This window comes from Streptomyces sp. NPDC050509 (assembly GCF_044457965.1).
Taxonomy (GTDB): Bacteria; Actinomycetota; Actinomycetes; order Streptomycetales; family Streptomycetaceae; genus Streptomyces.
This window is the reverse complement of the sequence record NZ_JBITHL010000001.1, coordinates 1,325,160-1,343,533: the sequence shown is the minus strand read 5'-3', so window position 1 is coordinate 1,343,533 and position 18,374 is coordinate 1,325,160. Positions and strand designations below refer to the sequence as shown.

Sequence of the window (18,374 nt, the reverse complement as noted above, 5' to 3'; positions counted from 1 at the left end):
CTGGTCCACGTGGTGATGTGGGTGGCGCCGGTGGCGATCCGCCGAGCCGTCCGGACTCAGCCGAACTGCCGCTCCATCTCCTTGAGCTTGCGCTCCAGGGAGTCGAGCCTCGGCAGTGCCTGGGTGTCGTCCTCGGCGGTGAGGTCGACCGTACGGGGCTCAGTACCCTTCACGGGCTGAAGGGAGAGCCGGGAACGCTGGGGAAGTTGCGGCTGCTCTCCTATAGCAGGCTCCGCTGCGGCCTCGACGGCCGGCGGCGAACCCGATCCCGAGCCGGCCGAGGGCAGGGCGACCTGACGGCCGCCGCGGCCCCGACCCCAGGAGGCGCGGTGCTGCCGGTTGAGCGCCTTGATCTGCGCCCGGTCCAACTTCCCCTGCTCGCGCCTGCGGTGACGGCTCTGTTCCTTCTGGCGCCGGTCCTCGCGCACCTCGTCGACGGCCTCGTCCAGCGTGCGCACGTTCTCGAGAAGCATCAGCGACCAGGCACCGAAGGTCTCGCGCGGTGCCCGGAGCCACCGTACGATCCGGATCTGCGGCAGCGGACGGGGGACGAGCCCCTGCTCGCGCAGTGCCGCCCGGCGGGTCTGCTTCAGCGCGCGGTCGAAGAGCACCGCGGCCGAGAGGGACATGCCGGCGAAGAAGTGCGGGGCGCCCTCGTGACCGAGGCCCGTGGGCGCGTGCACCCAGTTGAACCAGGCGGCGGCACCGGCGAACGTCCACACGAGCAGACGCGAACCGAGGGCCGCGTCACCGTGGCTGGCCTCGCGCACCGCGAGGACCGAGCAGAACATCGCCGCGCCGTCGAGACCGAACGGGACGAGGTACTCCCAGCCGCCCGAGAGGTTCAGGTTCTCCTGGCCGAAGCCGACCAGACCGTGGAACGAGAGCGCCGCGGCCACGGCGGCACAGCAGAAGAGCAGCGCGTAGGACGCGATGCCGTAGATGGCTTCCTTGCGCCTGCGGCGCTCCTCGCTCCGCTCCCAGGAGTCCTCGACGGCCGGCTTCTCCCTGGCGCGCTTGCCACCGGCGAGCACCGCCACCGCCACCAGGGCTCCGACGATCAGCACGACGCCGGGAATCAGCCAGTTCAGCGATATGTCTGTCAGTCGCATGCGGTGTTCCTTGCATCGCAGTAGGGCGTTTGAGACGCCATTTTGGCGGAAGTGCGGTGCCCCTCAGAGGGTTTCGGGACAAGAGAACACCAACGAGGCGGTGTGGCACACAAATATGCACGATCGGCTAGAGCTGCCGTTCGGCAGGTGGCTGTCATGTTCGATTAATATCACTACTGAGGGTGGCGTGGAATCCACGGGTGACGGAGGGTCAGACGGTGGCGCTGAGCTTCCTGACCCGGTCGTCGTCGCAGGTACGCGGACACGTGACGCAGGTGTCCGCGGGGCGCAACGTGTAGAAAAGGCAGCAACTCGCCCGGTCACGGGTCGGCAAAGATTCGCCGCCGGGACCCGTCAGCTCGCGGAAGCCCGCGGCCCCGACGTACGGCTTGGTCGCCCCCGGCAGCAGCAGCTCCAGCTCCGCCATCGCACGCCGCTCCTCGCCGAGCAGATGCGCGACGTACCAGAGCCCCTCGACGATCTCGTCGGTCGCCATGCCCCACAGCGCCCGCCTGCCCCGCCGCATGCGCGGGGCGAACCCCTCCAGGACCGGCCCGAGATGCTCGGCGACGGCCGTCCGCACCTCGTCGCGCAGCGCCTCCTCGTCCGGTACGACACGGGCGCCGGGCAGGGCGGCGGCGGGGTCGTCCGGCAGACAGGCGAACTCGTGGACACGGACGGTCATCCGGCCCAGCGCCCGCTGGAAGGAGACGGACCCGACCGGGATCCGGGGCACCCGGCGGTGCAGGAACCACGGCACGGTCATCAGCAGACAGGCCGGCCAGGCGTAGCGGTGCAGCGCGAAGCTGGCGATCACATCGGGCCGGGCCCGCTGTCCGTAGTCGCGCAGCACCTGCGCCTCGTCCCAGGCGAGGAACGTGTCCAGGGCAGGGCCGCCGGCCGCCAGCTCGGTCGCGCCGACCCAGCCGCCACCCACGGGCGGCTGCTCACTGTCCGTGAGCTGATCGATGCTCAGCGCGGGAAACACCTCGGTCAGACGGGCGTACGCGCCCGTCACGGGAGAGGCGAGAAGGCCGGGCAGCACAGTGGGCACGGTCATGCAGGGACCACCGAATCGGGATCGTTTGCAGGTAAGCCTTACCTTACCCGATGTGATCGAGGTTTGAACTGCGCCCCTGTCGGCTTATCGTGCACAGGGAGGACCCGGCCCTCCCGCGGGCCGGGCTGACGGGACGGCCGAGGAGGACCCGGGTGGAGCAGGGCAGAGCGCGTGAGACCACCGCGCCGGTGGCGCCCGCGCCGCAGGCGTCCGAAGGCGTTCGGGTGCCGGAGCAGGCGCGTACGGACGCGTGCGAGCCGGTGCGCGGGGAGCACACGCACGGTGAGCGTCCGGCGCCGCCGCGGGGACGGACCCGGACCGGGACGGGCTCCGGCCCGGGCTCCGGTTCCGGCTCCGCGGCGGGGGGCCGGACGGGGGACCCCGGTCACTCCGTACGGCGGCACTCGGTACGCGGCCAGATCCTCGCCGCCCTGCGGGACGCGCTGGTCGGCGGCGAGCTGGTGCCGGGCGAGGTCTACTCGGCCCCCGTGCTCGCCGAACGCTTCGGGGTCTCCGCCACCCCCGTACGCGAGGCCATGCAGCAACTCGCGCTGGAGGGAGCGGTGGAGACCGTCCCGAACAGAGGGTTCCGGGTGACCCGGCGCACCCCCGGGGAGATCGCCGAACTGGCCGAGGTGCGGGCCCTGCTCGAAGTGCCGGTGATGCTGCGGCTCGCCCGTACCGTCCCCGCCGAACGCTGGGCGGAGATCCGCCCGTTGGCGGAGGCGACGCACGCGTCCGCCGCCCTCGGCGACCGCGCGGCCTACGCGGAGTGCGACCGCGCCTTCCACCGCGCGCTGCTCTCCCTCTCCGGCAATCAGCACCTGGTCGCCGTCGCCGACGACGTACACCGGCGCTCGCAGTGGCCGCCGGCCGGGGCCCCCGCCGTACGCCGCGCCGACCTGATCGCGCACGCGGCCGAACATCTGGCGCTGCTGGACGCGTTGGGCGCGGGGGATCTGCCGTTGGTGCAGTCGCTGGTACGCGCGCATTTCACGGGGGAGCGGAACTCCGCCTGAACGGAACTCTGTCCGGACGGAAATGTGGGTAATTCCGCGATGGACTGTCCGGCACCGCGAAAAAGTCTTCCCTATATCCGTGATTTCCCATCAGGGGCGAATGTTCTTTCCGTCTTTCCGGGGCGTTCGCGTCCGGTCGGCCGGACCGGGCGCACCCCCGCAGGGCTCTGAGGGCAGGCAAATGTCCTAATGGCTTCCCAGGCCGGATGGGGTGTAACCTCGGTTTTCCGCCGATTCGGATGTTTACGCCGTGGAGTCGGGTGAGAGCCGAGGGTAATGGAGCCCCGGTGTTTTCTCAAGCCCACCGGCCGGTGATCTTCGGCTCAAAAAAAGATCATGTCAGCTCTGGAACAGGACGCGTTGGCCGGTATTCAATTGTTTCAACTTTCCGTCCATCGGTGTAAGGCGTCCATGCGGAGCAATTCATGACCATGCTGCCATTCCGTGACAAGGACCTCCCTGGAGCTGAGCCGGAGCGTGCGCGCCGCGTCCCTGAGCTGAGCCGCGAGCTGACCTACCTCCTCTTCGACGGAGAGGACCGCGCTCAGGTACACGGTGCCTGGCGTGAACTGATCGCCCGGGACGACTTCCGGCACTGTTCCACGCTGTCCACCGCCGAGCGCGTCCAGCTCTCCTACTCCCGGCTCGCCCTGGTCAACGACGCCGCGGGCGACGCCCGGGGGCTGGCCCTCGACCCGCGCCGGCTCGCGGCGCTGCACGAGTGGACCGGTGTCGTGGACAGCGGTCTGGGCACTCTGGCGGGCATCCACTACAACCTGTTCCTCGGCAGCCTCCTCGAACAGGACGGCGGCGCCGACCCTCGCGACCTCTCCGACTTCACCTCGATGCGGCGTACGGGAACGTTCCTCTGCACCGAGGTGGACCACGGCAACGACGCCTCGGCGCTCCGGACGACCGCCGTATTCGACCGGGAGACCGGGGAGTTCATCCTCCACACGCCCACGCCGGGCGCGCAGAAGTTCATGCCGAACACCAGCCTGACCGGCGGCCCCAAGAGCGCCGTCGTGGCGGCGCGGCTGCTGGTCAACGGCGAGGACCAGGGAATCTTCCTGTTCCTGACCTCGCTGAGCGATCACCGCGGCCATCTGCCCGGCGTACACGTCCGGCGGCTCCCCGACCGTACCGGCACCCCCGTCGACCACTGCCTCACCTCCTTCGACCGGGTACGGCTGCCGCGTGAGGCGCTGCTCGAAGGCGAGCACGGCCGGCTCGACCGGGAGGGGAACCTGCGCAGCACCCTGGGCAGCGCCCGCAAACGGTTCCTGCACTCGATAGGGCGCGTCACCAGCGGAAAGCTCTGCATGAGCGGAGGCAGTGTCGGTGTGTCGCGGGCGGCGCTGGCCATCGCCGTACGGCACGCCCACTCCCGGCACATCAGCGGGCCGAAGCTCGGTGAACGGGTCCCGCTGGTGGCGCACCGCAGCCATCACGGAAGGCTGCTGGACGCGATCGCGACGGCGTACGCCATGACCTTCCTCCACCGGGAGGTGGTGAACCGCTGGATCACGCACACCCCGGAGAACCGGGCGGACACCGAACGCCTGGTCGCAATCGCCAAGGGGTGGATCACCTGGCAGGCCCGCGCGATCGCCATCGAGTGCCGGGAACGGTGTGGGGCGCAGGGCTTCTTTCCGGTCAACGGCCTGTCGGACCTGCCCCTGAACATAGAGGGCAGCATCACCGCGGAAGGTGACAACCTTGTCATCTGGGTGAAGGCCGCCTCCGAGATGGTCTTCAACCACCAGGCGGAGCGCCGCCAGGACTCCGCGACGCCGCTGGCCGAGAGATCGCTGAACGATCTCGCCTTCCTGCGCGATCTCCTCGCCCGGGTCGAGGCCGCCGCGCAGACGCGGGCGCGCGAGGCCCTGCGCAGGGGGCCGTCGGGGGACCCGCTCGGCCGCTGGAACGAGGCGTCCACCCCGGCTCTGGAGATGGTCTCGGCGCATGCCTGCCTCCAGGCCGCCGACGCCTTTGTCGCCGCTGCGGCCCGGACCGCCGACCCGATGGCACGCAATCTGCTGGAGGATGTGTGCCTGCTGTTCCTGGTCCGTCAACTCGCCCCGCACACAGGGACGTTGCTCGCCGAAGGCGAGCTGACCGCCGATCATGTCCGGGCGTTCCACGAGACCGGCGACGCCCTGGTGGCCGGTCTGGCGCCGCATATGATGACGCTGGTGGACGCGTTCGATCTGCCCGCGGAATTCCTCTCCGCCGTCCCGATCGCCCGTGGTGGCGGGATCGGTGACGAAGAGGACACCTGGTCCACCTGGAGCCTGCGCACCTCGGACCGGCACGAGGCCGCGGTACGGTGACGATCGCCCAGCCCGGTCGGGGTGCTACCCCTTCCACCAGGCCAGGAAGCCGCTCCAGAACTTGCCCTTCTGCGGCGAGGTGTACGGCACCGGGGCCTGGGGGCCGCCGACCATACGGGCCGCGGGGGCGGCGGGTCCGGGGCGCGACTGCGCCTTCCGCTCGGGGGTGAAGCGGGCCGGCAGCGAGCTCAGCGCCCGGTGGAACGGACCGGGCCGGTAGACCAGGTCGTCCGGGGAGACCGACAGTTCGATGTCGGGCAGGCCGTTGAGCAGCCTCTCGATGGCCTGCACCGATATCAGCAGCGCGGGATCCTTGGCGGGGCAGGCGTGCGGCCCGGCGCCCCAGGCGAGATGCGCGCGCTTGCTCAGCGTCTGCCGGCCCATGGAGAGATTCGGGTCCGTGTTGGCGGCCGCGAAGCTGATGAGCACCGGGTCCCAGGCGTCGAGCTTGACCCCGGACAGATCGACGTCCTGTACGGGGAAGTGCGTGGCCCAGTTGGCGATGGGTGCGCTGTTCCACAGGATGTCGTTGATCGCGTCCTCGACCAGCAGACTGCCGGAGTGCTCCCCGTCCGCGTACTTGTCGTCGGAGAGCAGGACCCGCAGCGAGTTGGAGATGAGATTCGACAGCGGCTCCGTGCCACCGCCGATGAGTTGGAGGATCTGCGGGATCATCTCCTCGTCGGTCAGCTTGACCGGATGCTGCATCAGCCACGAGGTGATGTCGTCGCCCGGCTGTGACCGCTTCAGCATCACCAGCTCGATCAGGGCCTCCTGGAGGACCTCGTTCGCCTTCGCCGCGTCGACCCCGTCGAAGATGCCGGAGATGCCGAACACCATACGGTCGCCCAGCTCACCGGGGCAGCCGAAGAGATCGTTGAAGACGAGCAGGGGCAGCACCTGCGCGTACTCGCTGACCAGGTCGACCTTGCCACGGCCGCTGAACTGGCTGATCAGATAGGTGGCGGTGCGCTCCACCATGCGGGTCAGCCGGTGGGTGTCGATCCGCGCCAGACTGTCGGTCGCCGCCTGACGGAGCCTCAGGTGCTGGGCTCCGTCGGTGAGGAGGGGGCCCGGCATGTACGCCATCATCGGCAGGACAGGGCTGTCCAGTGGCACCCGGCCCTCGTTGAGGGCGCGCCAGCGCCGCGAGTCCCGGACGAACATGTCGGGGTTCTGGAGCACATGGAGCGCGGCGGCGTAGTCCGTGACCAGTGACGCCTCGACGCCGGGGGCCAGTTCCACGGGCGCCGCGGGGCCGAAGTTCCGCATGTACGAGTAGTGCGTGGCCGGGTCCTTCACGAACTCCGGCGTGTACAGGGGGACTCCCCGGCCGCTGTTGTGCGCTGGGCAACCCGGTGGCGGTGCGGGGAACTCCGAAGGGGATTGCATCTGCCGGACTCCTAGTTGAGACGTGACTGAAGGTAACGGACGAGACTGATGAGGGCGTTCGCCGAGGAACGCTGGTCACGCGCGTCACAGTTGACCAGGGGTGTCTCGGGGAGCAGATCGAGGGCTTCCCGTATCTCCTGGTCCGCGTGGTTCGGGCGGTCGTCGAATCGGTTCACCGCGATCGCGTACGGGATCCCGTAGTGCTCGACGAGGTCCATCACGGGGAAGGACTCCTCCAGACGCTCCGGGTCGACCAGGACCAGGGCCCCGAGGGCGCCACGGGTCATGTCCTCCCACACCTGGACGAAGCGCTGCTGTCCCGGCGTGCCGAACAGGTAGAGGACCAGCCGGTCGCTGAGGGTGAGGCGGCCGAAGTCCATCGCCACCGTCGTGGTGGTCTTGCCGGGGGTGCCCTTGAGGTCGTCGACCCCCTCGCCCGCCTGCGTCATCACCTCTTCGGTGCGCAGCGGAGGGATCTCGGACATGGTCCCGATGAATGTCGTCTTGCCGACGGCGAAATGCCCGACGACAAGAATCTTCGCCGCGGTCTGCACCGACTCACGTAGATAGACACCGTCATCCAAAACGGGCTTGAAGGCCATTCAGCACCTCCTCAAGTATGTGCCGCTCGACCAGCTTCGCGGGAGGTATGGGGGCACGCGTGACGAGATACCCCTCCTGCGTGAGATCGGACAGCAGGATTTTCACGACCCCGACGGGAAGCTGGGTGTGTCCGACTATCTCGGCGACGGAGAGGTGGCCGCCCGCGCACAACTCCAGAAGATCGCGCTTCTCAGGATCGAGATGTCCCGCTCTGGGGGCGTCCTGAGCCGTCGTGACCAGCGTGATCAGTGAGAACTCGTGGTCATCGAGCAGACTGCGGCCGTTGGTGATGACATACGGACGTACTAATTGCGGGGCTTCTGGTTCCTGATCCGGCTCTTCCGGTGTGGTCATGCTTTCGTGTCAGCAATCTCGCGAGGGGGACTGGTCAAGGCCTTGCCGAGTTGGCCGACAAGCTGCTGCATGCGGAAGGTGATCTCGGCCATGTCCACCTCCGGAGTCGCCGAGACACCGAGGTAGGCGCCCTCGCCGGCCGAGATGAGGAACGCCCAGCCGTGGTCGAACTCGACCACCGTCTGACGCCATTGCGCCCGGTTGTTCGGCGGGGTGCCACAGAATTCCGCCAGTGTGCGGCTCAGCGACTGCATACCGCTCATCGCGGCGGCGACGGTGTCGGCGTGGTCCTTGCCGACCTCCTTGGACCGCGCCATGAGGAGACCATCGGCGGAGACGAGAATCGCGTGACGCGCTTCGGGCACTTCCAGAGCACTGTCAAGCATCCATGACAGATCGTAATTCACTGATTCTCATGCCCTTCACTGCTTGCGTTGTTGAAACGACGGCCTGATTGCGTTCCGCGCTGGAACGCGCCCATCACGGAAGCCGCCTGCTCGCTGTCACGAGCCGGCACCTCTTCGCTCTCGGCTGACGGAACGATCGATATCGCGCCTCTGCGACGGCGTTTCGGGAGCCCGCCGAAGGTGGTCGAAGGGGCCGCCGGAGTCTCTTCGGGCGGCATCGGGGAGGACGCGGCCACGGTGGGGAACTCCTTGGGCTCGGGCTGGGGCGCGGGACGGGGCGCGGGCTTGAGCTCGGGCTGGGGAGCGGGCCTGGACTCGGGATCCGGCATGGCGGTGAGCAACTCGTCGGGGAGGAGCACGACCGCGCGCACCCCGCCGTAGGGCGAGGTGGAATCCACGGACACGGTGAAGCCGTACCGAGCGGCGAGCACGCCGATCACGGTGAAACCGAACTGCGGCGGATTGCCGAGACCGGAGACACCGGGCGAACGCTCACTCGACAGAAGCTTCGCCGCCCTGCTCTTCTCCTCCTCGTTCATACCGACACCGGCGTCGTCGACGACGATGCAGACGCCCTTGGGCACGGGCCGGATATTGATCTCGATGATCGTTTCCGGCGCGGAGTAACTGGTGGCGTTGTCGAGGAGTTCGGCGAGCGTGAGCGCGACGGGCTCCACGGCCCGGCTGACGATGGCGAAGTTACTCTGGGCCCGGATCTCCACACGGGTGAAGTGGCGAATGCGACCCTTGGCGCTGCGCACCACGTCGTAGAGCGACGCGGCGGACCGCTGCCGGCCCAGCCAGCCGTCGCAGAGAACGGCGATGGACTGCGCGCGCCGTGCGAACTGCGAGTTCATGTGGTCGATGTCGAGGAGGTCCTGGAGAATCTGGAGTTCTCCGTACTTGTCCTGAAGCTTGGTGATCGCGAGTTGCTGTTCGCTCGCCAGCCCCTGAAGCGTTCGCATCGCCGACTTCAGCGCGGTCTTGGTGTCCTCTTCCGCCCTGTCCTTGGCCTCTTCGACGGCCTCGGTGTAATGCTCTTCGAGGTTCGCGTAGTGCGCCTTGAGTTCCTGTTTCTCCTTTCTCAGCTCGGCAATCGACCTTCTGCCGCGAATGATCGCGGTTGCGGCGACAGGAGTGCCGGCGATCAAACCCCAAATCGCTGGATCCTGAAAGTATTGCGTCATAAGGCTCTCTTCGGGCGAGTGGGCCACCGGGTACTGAATGTCTGGAGTGTGCGTTGAAAAGGGCTCGCGGTCACAGACAAACGGAATAGGCCGCGCACGCTCGCCTGCCGGACTGCCTTGAAAGGCCCGGCTAATGGCATAGTTCTCCCCGGGGTGGCGGATTTCTGGGCCGATGCGCTGACTTTCCTTTATGCCATAGCGGGTTTGGCGCCACTTGGCAAGCCTGGTGATCTTATCACCAGGGCATGTGCCTCCGGCCAGGTCGTTCTGTTCTGTTTCTGACATCTGACGGGAATTCAGCAGCGTTTCCCTTTTGTGGCCGTTGGGCATCGTTACGCGCGCGTCGTGATCCCCTCCGGTGCGGGGGTGTTGCCTGCCTTTGTAGTGGAATCTCCCTTGTGCTCCGGAGTCGGTCACGTGCCAGAGGCATGTTCGTGAGGGGGCCGTGACGAGGACGTGGGGAGGTCGTGCGGATGCGTGTGGGCGTGTGTGACGGAGGTGTCGTCGGGGTGCGGGGATTAGGCGACGTGTACAGGCCCCGGCACCCCTGACCGACGGGGCGCTGTTCGTGGTCGGGGCGGTGACGCTGGAGCTGGAACCCGAACACACCGGCACGGCGGCGGCGCCGACCGGGACAATCCGCCGATCGCCGCACCGGGGCCACGGACGCGGAGGTATGCGCGGCTGTCGTCGCCGCCTCCGAGGCCACCGCCCTCCTCGACCCGGCGACCGCGCGCCTCGCGGAACGGGCGCGGCCGTCTCGCCGAGCTGGGCACGCACGACGAGCTGGTGGGCTCGGGGCGGCGCGTACGCGGCCCTGTGGCGCTCGTGGCACGGGGATCCGCCGTGGTGGAGGCGGGGCGGCGGGGTCGTGCCGGGTGGTCCGCGGTGACGACGGCACAGCCGACCGCATAGCCGACGACATGACGGCCACATAGGCGTTGCACGTCTCTTGACACTGGTTTTCGGCCGCGCCGATACTCAACGGCAACGTTCACGTGAACGTTCACGGACCCCGAGACGCTGTTGGCCAGAGCCCAGGAATCACCGCCGACATCGTTGTCAGAGCCGAGTCGTCACATACTTCCTCACCCCGTCAGCGGGCCGGATCGGCGCCATGCCCTGGCCGAGCCGTGTCCGGAAAGCGAGTGCGAGCCCATGGAACACCGAACGATGTCCCGCAGGCGTCTGCTGGGCGCCTCCCTGGGGGGCGCGGGCGCCGCCCTGCTGGGCCTGTCGGGATGCGGGGCGGGCAACGGCTCGGCCTCAGCGGGCACCGACCATCTGAGCATCTGGTACTGGAACGGAGCACTGAGCGAGAAGCTGCTCGCCGCCTCAGCGCGGTCCGTGCCCGGGGTGGCCGGACTGAAGGTGAAGGGTTCGCCGATCGCCGGCGACTACAAGTCGAAGCTGCGGACCAGCATGGCCGCCCAGGCGTACGTACCGGACCTGGCCTGCGTGAACTCCGGCATCTCGGAGTTCTTCCCGGACGAACAGGAGTTCCTGGACCTGCGGGACCTCGGCGCGGGGGCCATCGAGGACCAGTACCTGGAATGGAAGTGGAAGAGCGGCATCAGCCCGTCCGGCCGGCTGATCGGCTTCCCGCTCGACGCGGGCCCCACCGCCCTCTACTACCGTCCGGACCTCTTCGCGAAAGCCGGACTGCCCACCGAGCCGGGAGAGGTCGCCGAGGCCACCTCCACCTGGGAGAAGTACCTCTCGGCCGGCCGGACCCTCAAGGCCAAGGCGCCCGGCAAGCCCTTCCTGGTCTCCCAGATCAGCTACATCTTCCGGATGGTCCTGTACCAGAGCCCGCGACAGTTCGTCGACGCCGACGACCGCTTCATCGGCGACCAGGAGCACGTCAAACACGCCTGGGACGTGGCCGTGGAGGCACACCGGCAGGGGCTCAGCGCCGGGTTCCTGGACAACCAGCCCGACTACAACGCGGCCGTGAGCGGCGGCAGGGTCGCCTCCCTGCTCAACGCGGTGTGGGGCATCAACGGCCTCAAGAACGTGGCGCCGAAGACCTCCGGGTCCTGGCGGCTGACCGCGATGCCGGCCGGGCCGACCAACTACGGCGGCTCCTACGTGGGCATCACCCGCTACTGCCGGGACCCGGAAGGGGCGTTCGCCTTCCTGAAGTGGATGCTCGGCCCCGAGAACCAGTTGAAGAGCTACCAGGAGATGGCGCTCTTCCCCACCACCCCGGCCGTCTACACCACGTCCGAGATGCGCAAGCCCGACCCCTTCTTCGGCGGCCAGATCCCCGTCGACGTCTTCGGCCCGGCCGCCGAGAAGGCCCCGGTCATCTACTCCAGCCCCTACGAGGCGACCGCCAACACCCCCGTCTTCCAGGAGCTGACCAACGTGGAAACGCTCGGCAAGAACCCCGACAAGGCCTGGCGGGACGCCATGAACGCCGCCGAAACCGCCCTGACCCAGCGGGGGGTGAGCTGACATGGCGAGCATGACGGAAGCGGCCAAGGCCCCCGCGGCCGACAGCGGCAAGGGGGCGGGCAACCGCCGTACCGGCACCGGAGGGCCGCGCGCACGGTGGCGGCGCCATCTGCCGTCGTACCTCGCCATCTCCCCGTACTACCTGCTCTTCGCCGCGTTCGGCGCCTTCCCCGTCTTCTTCTCGCTCTACCTCTCCTTCCAGGACTGGGACGGCATCGGGGACATGCGCTTCGTGGGGCTCCAGCAGTACTACTGGCTGCTCCACGACCCGGTGTTCTGGCACGCGATCCTCAACACCTTCGAGATCTGGTTCCTCTCCACGGTGCCGATGCTCTTCCTCTCCCTGGGGCTCGCCTTCCTGCTCCACTCGCAGGTGCGGTTCTCCGCCACCTACCGGGTCGCGTACTTCATCCCCAACGTCACGTCGATGGTCGCCATGACCATCGTCTTCGGCTCGGTCTTCGCCCAGACCGGGCTGGCCAACTCGCTGCTCAAGGCGGTCGGGCTGGACGGCGTCGGCTGGCTGAGCTCCTCGCTCGGCATCAAGTCGGCGCTCTCCATCATGATCATCTGGCGGTGGGTCGGCTACAACGCCCTGATCTTCCTGGCCGGTCTGCAGGCCATCCCCACCGAACTCTTCGAGGCCGCCCGGGTCGACGGCGCGAACAGCCGGCAGCTCCTCTTCCGCGTCGTGGTCCCGCAGTTGCGGCCGGTGATCCTCTTCGCCGTCATCACCTCCACCATCAACGGTCTGCAGATCTTCACCGAGCCCCAAGTGCTCTTCTATTCGGACGACCCGGGATCCACCGGCGGGCCCGGCCAGGAAGGTATGACCATCGTGCTCTATCTGTGGCAGAGGTCCTTCAACGACCTCCAGTTCGGTTACGGGGCCGCGATGGGCTGGCTCCTGTTCGCGCTCATCGCCCTCTTCGCGATCATCAACTGGCGGCTGGTGTCCGGCTCCGACCGCGACGACCGGCGCGGCATCACCCTGCGCAAGGGGGCCCGCAATGGCCGCTGACCGTACGAACTCCCACGCGGGGCTCGCCATCGGCGCGGGCAGCAGGGCGGCCCGGATCTGGGTCCGGGTGGCCCTGATCCTCGGGGTGCTGGTCTCGATGTTCCCCTTCTACTGGCTGGTGGTGATGGCCTCGGTCACCACCCAGGACATCCTGAGCTACCCGCCCAAGCTGGTGCCCGGCACCCAACTGCTGCACAACATGCAGGAGGTGATCCACCGCATCGACTTCTTCACCTCGCTGTTCAACACCGTCGTGGTCGCCGTGACGGGAACGGTGCTGGTGCTGTTCTTCGACTCGCTGGCCGCCTTCGCCTTCGCCAAGTACGACTTCCCGGCCAAGAAGCTCCTCTTCGGCGCCCTGATGGCGACGTACATGATCCCCGCGCAACTCTCGCTGGTGCCGCAGTTCGTCACCATGGCCGAGTTCGGGTGGGCCGGCACACTGAAGGCGCTGATCATCCCCGGCGCCGCCAACGCCTTCGGCATCTTCTGGATGCGCCAGTACGCGCAGAACTCGCTGCCCGACGAACTCCTCGACGCCGGACGGATCGACGGCGCGGGCTTCTTCCGGCTGTACTGGCAGATCGCGCTGCCGCTCTTCCGGCCCGCGCTGGCCTTCCTCGGCATCTTCACCTTCATCCAGATCTGGAACGACTACATCTGGCCGCTGGTCGTGATGGTCGACCCCGACCGGCTCACCCTCCAGGTCGCCCTCGCCAACCTCAACGTCGCCTACAACACCGACTACGCCGTCGTGATGGCAGGGGCGTTGATGAGTGTCATCCCGCTGATCGTCGTCTTCCTGATCGGGGCACGGCACTTCCTGCGGGACCTCGCCGCGGGAGCGACCAAGATGTGACCGCCCGCGACACCAGGACGACCATGCGCGTAACCGGCCGACGGCGACCGGGAATTGCCCGGGTTTCCTCCACGGGCCACCCGGCGCCGGCGCCGTCGTCACCGGCTACAGTGCACAGCGTGTGGGCCGACAACCAGCAACGGGAGCCACGATCGACGAGCCTGACGGCCCTCACCACCGGGCCACGATCCACGATGTCGCACGACTGGCCGGGGTGTCACGCCAGACGGTCTCCCGGGCGGTCAACAACAAGGGAGAGATCGACCCGGCCACGAAGGCACGCGTGCTGGAGACCGCACGCCTGCTGAACTACCGGCCGAGCCGGTTCGCGCGGGGCCTCGTCCGCAAGGGGGCGGTGACGGCGGGTCTGGTGATCCCGGACCTGATGAACCCCTTCTTCCCCGAGGTGGCCGCCGGTGTGCTGGAGGCCGCCGAGCAGCGCGGCTGGCAGGTGGTGGTGTGGGACTCCCGCACCGACGACGCCAGGGAGCGGGAGGCCCTCGACGTGCTGTCCCATCAGGCGGACGCGGTCGTGGGCTACTTCAAGAACGAGGACGACGCCCTCGCCAGGCACCTCGGCGGTGTGCCGCTCGTGCTGCTGGAACGCGGCCCGCAGCAGACCCGGTTCGCAGCCGTGGGCATCGATGCCGCCGCGGGCCTGGAGCAGGGCATCGCCCATCTGGTCCGGGCGGGGCACCGCAGGATCGGCATGCTGGACGGCGACCGGCCGGACGCCCCCGGCCCCCGGCGCGAGGCGTTCCTCGCCGAGGTGCGCCGGCACGGTCTGCCCCTCGACGAGAGCTGGATCGTGCTCTGCCCCGACCACAGTGTCGCGGGCGGCGAGGCCGGGCTGGAACGGATGCTGGACGTACGGCCCGAGGTCACCGCGGTCTTCGGCTTCAACGACCTGATCGCCGTCGGAGCGATACGCGCCGCCCGGCGCCACGGCCGGCGCGTACCCGACGACCTGGCCGTCATGGGCTTCGACGGGCTCTCCCTGGGAGAACTCGTCGAACCCGCCCTGACCACCCTCCACCTCGACAAGCGGCAACTGGGACGGCTGGCCGTCGAACAGGTGGCCCGGCTGCGCGCGGGCGAGGAACCACTGACCGGCGCGGACGCGTGGGTACGGCCCGAACTGGTGGTACGGGCCTCCGCCTAGGGTCTTTTGGTACGGGCCCGCGCCCACGGCGAGTCCGTCACCGCCATTCCTTCGGGACGTTCCTCGTAGTCGTAGCCGCACACACGACAGACGTACTCGTCGTCACCGATCTCCATGGACCGCAGCCTCTCAGACCACCGGGGCCGGCGGTGTGGGCGTCAACTGGTCCGCCAGCCAGGTGGGGACGCCGCCCAGAAGACGGAACAGGCGGCTCGCCTCGGCGCGGAGGCGGGTGGCCTCCGGTTCGGGTTCCGCGTCGGCCAACGCGGCCAGGGCCGGCGCCGTACCTACGAGGTAGCCCAACTCCTCCCGGATACGGAGCGATTCGCCGAAGCCGTGCCGCGCCTCGGCCAACTCGCCTTCCCGCAGGGCCAGTCCGGCGAGATGGCGCCAGGTGAAGGAGAGCAGCAGCGTCTGGCCGTGCGCCGTCGCCGCTGCGTGGGCGCGGCGGTACGCGGCGCGCGCCGACTGGGGTGAGTCCGCGAGGTGTTCGGCCACCAGCCCGCGCCGGAAGTCGAGCAGGGCGCGGCCCGGCGCCGTCGGGTCCAGCAGCGCCGCCGCCCGTCCCAGGGCCGAGCGGGCCTCGTCCGCGCGGTCCCGGACACCGAGGACGGTCGAGGCGTAGGCGAGATGGCCGCGTTCGCACGCGGCGGCGCCCCGCTCACCGTCCCCGCGGGCCGTGGCCTCCGCCGCGCGCAGCGCGTCCTCGGCCTCGGGCCAGCCCTCACCGGTGAACAGGCAGCGCTCCACGAGCAGCGCGGCCCGCTGGAGCGCCGGGCCGGGGGAGTGGGCGTGGGGGGTCAGCAGGACCGCTGCGTCGGTCCAACAACCGCGCGAGCGCAGCCGCCATACCGCGGTCTGGAGTGGGTCGTCACCAGCGGTGGTTCCGGAACCAGACATGGCGGTATACGCCACATTGCCCTCCCCTAGCGCGCCATTGTGCTGTTGAGTGTGGACGCATCTCAGCATGGATCAGCACGCCGGGCCAATAGGTCAGGTGAAAGAATTCACAAACACCGGGGCTCCGGCGGTGGTACCGGGGGAGCACGGCGCCGGTGCCGACCAGGGGCTCCGATACGGCCGTACGGCCCGGGCCCACCCGCCGTCAGGGCTGTCACCTGGGCGGATCGCCCCGTCCCGCGGTGCCCCCGGCAGCCGCCGCCCGTCTCCGCTCCGGCCGGGCCCGACGGCTGAGCGCTCCGTGGCCGTTTCGGGTGACGGCGGTCAACACGATGCGACGCCGGGCGTGGTCCGCGCGGCCGAGGCCGCGTCCACCGCCGCCTCAGGTCATGCGCAGCGCCAGGAAGAAGTCCAGCTTGTCCTCCAGCCGCGACAGGTCACGGCCCGTCAGTTGTTCGATCCGGCCCACCCGGTACCGCAGCGTGTTCACATGCAGATGGAGTCGCGCCGCGCAGCGCGTCCAGGAGCCGTCGCAGTCGAGGAACGCCTCCAGCGTGGCGATCAGCTCGGCGCGGTGCCGGCGGTCGTAGTCGCGCAGCGGGTCGAGCAGCCGCGCGGTGAAGGCCCGGCGTACGTCGTCGGGTACGAACGGCAGCAGCAGGACGTGCGAGGCCAGTTCGTGGTGGCCCGCCGCGCAGACGCGGCCCGGCCGGGCCGCCGCCACGCGGCGGGCGTGCCGGGCCTCCTCCAGGGCGCCCCTGAGCCCCTCGGCCGAGTGAACCGCGGCGCTCACGCCGAGCGTCAGCCGGCCGTCGTCGCCGAGGCCCGCGGCGAGCGGGGCCCGTACGGCGGCCAGCAGCGTGTCCGCGTGCAGCCGGGGGTCCTCCGGCACCGGACCGGCCTCGGAAGCCGCCCCCGGAGCCGCCCTCGGAGCGGAAGCCGGAGCCGCTGGAGCCGACCCGGAAGCCGGAGCCCCCGAAGCGGAAGCCGAAGCCCCCGGAGCCGCGCCCTCCTCCGCCATCGCCAGCGGTACCAGCGCGATCGCCTCCTCACCCATGTGGCCCACGGCGATACGGTCCGCCGAGTCGACGCCCGCCGTACCGGCCGGACCGGCCGCCCCCACCAGGATCTCCTCCAGCAGCGACTGCACCACCGGGGCGCCGGACGCGTCGCCCCCGCCGTCCTGTGCCCACTCGATCCGCGCCACCACGACCTGCCAGTGCGGCGCCGTACCGCTCAGTCCCGGCAGCAGGACCGGGGCCGCCACCCGCAGCCGGGCGGCGATCTCTGCCGGGGCCGCGCCCGCCTGGACCAGCTCCAGAACCTCCTGGGCGAGCCGGCGCCGTACCGTACGGGCCGTGTCCCGCCGGTCGCGCTCGACCGCGATGAGCTGGGTGACGCCCTGGAGCAGATCGAGCCGGGCCTCCGGCCAGTCGCCCGCGTCCGCCTCGACCGCGAGCAGCCAGTCGGCCAGCGCCGCCCCGCGCGGCTCGGCCGCGTCCCGTCCCTGCGTACGGACCGGGAAGAGGGAGTACGCCGTACCGTCGACGGCCGTACGGTGCGGGCTCCTGAGGCCCGCGCGGGTGGCCGAGAGGTGGTCGCCCGCGAGTGCGGCTCCCCGGGCAGCGGGGAGCGGTGCGCCCGATCCCGCGATCTGCCGGCCGGTGGGGGAGAGCACCCAGGCCCGCAGGTCGAGATCCGAGCCGAGGAGATCGAGGACCACATCGGGGCCGCCGCCCGCCGGGCCCGAGGTCATCAGCCTGCGGTGCCGGTCGACGACCGCCGCCAGATCACCGGCGCGCTCCCCGGACACCTGGCGGACCACGTACTCGGTGATCGTGGCGAACGCGACCTTCTCGTGCACCGCGAAGAGCGGCAGCCGGTGCCGGGCGCAGGCCGCGACCAGGTCGGCGGGGATGTCGCCGAGCTCCGCCTCGCCCGCCGCGAGCCCGGCGACCCCGGCGACCGCGAGGATGCGGACGAAGGGTTCCGAGTCCTCGGCCGCCCGGCGCCAGGCGAGGCCGCTGAGGACCAGCTCGCCGCCCGAGAGATAGCGGCTCGGGTCGCGCAGGTCGGTGGTCATCACCCCGCGTACGGCCCGGTTCAGCTCGTCCTCGCCGCCGAGCAGCCGCAGCCCCAGCGCGTCGGTCTCCAGCAGTGCGCGCAGCCGCATCGTGTCGCCGCCGATCTCTTTCCTCGTCCGTCGTCCGGGGGGCGCCCTCTCGGAGCTGCCGCCCCGACGGAAGTGTCTTACGTTTCGACGGGAAGGCCTTTCGGTTACCGGCATCCCATCATTCGTTCGAATCTACAAGACGGAGTGGTGGACCAGCCAACTCCTTCATGTTTTCGGTGACTGCACCGGGGGCGTCGGCGGCCTGTGTACTGGTGAGAAGCGCTTCGGAGCTTCAGCCATTCACCTGCCACCCTGCGCCCACCCGTGCACCGGCACCACCCGCGTGCCACTCAAGCGCCACCCTGTGCGAGGACCGGCCGTCCCCGGGCCCG

The 18,374-nt window shown here is 69.6% G+C and carries 14 protein-coding genes and 1 pseudogene; 6 read left to right on the top strand and 9 right to left on the bottom strand.

All coding sequences use genetic code 11. The features are described from left to right. Window positions 1-56: 56 nt before the first annotated feature. Window positions 57-1,112 carry a DUF2637 domain-containing protein gene (locus ACIBJC_RS05125; protein ID WP_329828078.1) on the bottom strand — a complete coding sequence of 352 codons (1,056 nt, stop codon included), beginning with the start codon at window positions 1,110-1,112 and terminating at the stop codon, window positions 57-59. A gap of 211 nt (window positions 1,113-1,323) precedes the next feature. Then, a complete protein-coding gene (locus tag ACIBJC_RS05120; RefSeq protein ID WP_399287896.1) occupies window positions 1,324-2,172 on the bottom strand; it encodes a (2Fe-2S)-binding protein in 849 nt (282 codons plus the stop codon). A gap of 152 nt (window positions 2,173-2,324) precedes the next feature. Between ACIBJC_RS05120 and ACIBJC_RS05115 the strand changes: the two genes are divergently transcribed. Continuing rightward, window positions 2,325-3,191, top strand: coding sequence for a GntR family transcriptional regulator (locus ACIBJC_RS05115; RefSeq protein ID WP_399287893.1), 867 nt, complete (start codon window positions 2,325-2,327; stop codon window positions 3,189-3,191). A gap of 425 nt (window positions 3,192-3,616) precedes the next feature. Further along, window positions 3,617-5,524, top strand: coding sequence for an acyl-CoA dehydrogenase (locus ACIBJC_RS05110; RefSeq protein WP_399287891.1), 1,908 nt, complete (start codon window positions 3,617-3,619; stop codon window positions 5,522-5,524). A gap of 24 nt (window positions 5,525-5,548) precedes the next feature. Here ACIBJC_RS05110 and ACIBJC_RS05105 read toward each other — a convergent pair whose 3' ends face one another. The 5 genes from ACIBJC_RS05105 to ACIBJC_RS05085 are packed head-to-tail and all read right to left on the bottom strand — an operon-like array spanning window position 5,549 to window position 9,467. Further along, the gene (locus tag ACIBJC_RS05105) at window positions 5,549-6,916 is read right to left on the bottom strand and encodes a cytochrome P450 (RefSeq protein ID WP_399287888.1); all 1,368 of its coding nucleotides are present in this window, start codon (window positions 6,914-6,916) and stop codon (window positions 5,549-5,551) included. Between the two features lie 11 nt (window positions 6,917-6,927). Continuing rightward, window positions 6,928-7,518 (bottom strand): ATP/GTP-binding protein, encoded by a 591-nt coding sequence (locus ACIBJC_RS05100; RefSeq protein WP_329828073.1) that lies wholly within the window; start codon window positions 7,516-7,518, stop codon window positions 6,928-6,930. After that, the gene (locus ACIBJC_RS05095; RefSeq protein ID WP_329828072.1) at window positions 7,493-7,873 is read right to left on the bottom strand and encodes a DUF742 domain-containing protein; all 381 of its coding nucleotides are present in this window, start codon (window positions 7,871-7,873) and stop codon (window positions 7,493-7,495) included. The genes ACIBJC_RS05100 and ACIBJC_RS05095 overlap by 26 nt, the downstream gene beginning before the upstream one ends. Next, window positions 7,870-8,280, bottom strand: a complete 411-nt coding sequence (locus ACIBJC_RS05090; protein WP_329828071.1) for a roadblock/LC7 domain-containing protein — start codon at window positions 8,278-8,280, stop codon at window positions 7,870-7,872. The genes ACIBJC_RS05095 and ACIBJC_RS05090 overlap by 4 nt, the downstream gene beginning before the upstream one ends. Next, window positions 8,277-9,467 (bottom strand): ATP-binding protein, encoded by a 1,191-nt coding sequence (locus tag ACIBJC_RS05085; protein WP_329828070.1) that lies wholly within the window; start codon window positions 9,465-9,467, stop codon window positions 8,277-8,279. Before ACIBJC_RS05085 ends, ACIBJC_RS05090 begins: the two co-directional genes overlap by 4 nt. Window positions 9,468-10,640: 1,173 nt before the next feature. Here ACIBJC_RS05085 and ACIBJC_RS05080 point away from each other — a divergent pair. The 4 genes and pseudogenes from ACIBJC_RS05080 (at window position 10,641) to ACIBJC_RS05065 (ending at window position 14,969) form a co-directional block, all read left to right on the top strand. Continuing rightward, the gene (locus tag ACIBJC_RS05080; protein WP_399287884.1) at window positions 10,641-11,927 is read left to right on the top strand and encodes an ABC transporter substrate-binding protein; all 1,287 of its coding nucleotides are present in this window, start codon (window positions 10,641-10,643) and stop codon (window positions 11,925-11,927) included. 10 nt (window positions 11,928-11,937) lie between these two features. Then, a complete protein-coding gene (locus ACIBJC_RS05075; RefSeq protein WP_399288163.1) occupies window positions 11,938-12,948 on the top strand; it encodes a carbohydrate ABC transporter permease in 1,011 nt (336 codons plus the stop codon). Continuing rightward, window positions 12,938-13,807, top strand: a complete 870-nt coding sequence (locus tag ACIBJC_RS05070) for a carbohydrate ABC transporter permease (RefSeq protein WP_329828065.1) — start codon at window positions 12,938-12,940, stop codon at window positions 13,805-13,807. Before ACIBJC_RS05075 ends, ACIBJC_RS05070 begins: the two co-directional genes overlap by 11 nt. A 119-nt stretch (window positions 13,808-13,926) precedes the next feature. Continuing rightward, window positions 13,927-14,969 (top strand): annotated as a pseudogene (locus ACIBJC_RS05065) (LacI family DNA-binding transcriptional regulator). Between the two features lie 129 nt (window positions 14,970-15,098). Here ACIBJC_RS05065 and ACIBJC_RS05060 read toward each other — a convergent pair. Together ACIBJC_RS05060 and ACIBJC_RS05055 are read right to left on the bottom strand one after the other, a co-directional pair. Then, complete coding sequence (locus ACIBJC_RS05060) at window positions 15,099-15,884, bottom strand: hypothetical protein (protein WP_399287880.1); 786 nt, start codon at window positions 15,882-15,884, stop codon at window positions 15,099-15,101. A gap of 367 nt (window positions 15,885-16,251) precedes the next feature. Next, a complete protein-coding gene (locus ACIBJC_RS05055) occupies window positions 16,252-18,042 on the bottom strand; it encodes a PucR family transcriptional regulator (protein ID WP_399287878.1) in 1,791 nt (596 codons plus the stop codon). Window positions 18,043-18,374: the final 332 nt, after the last annotated feature.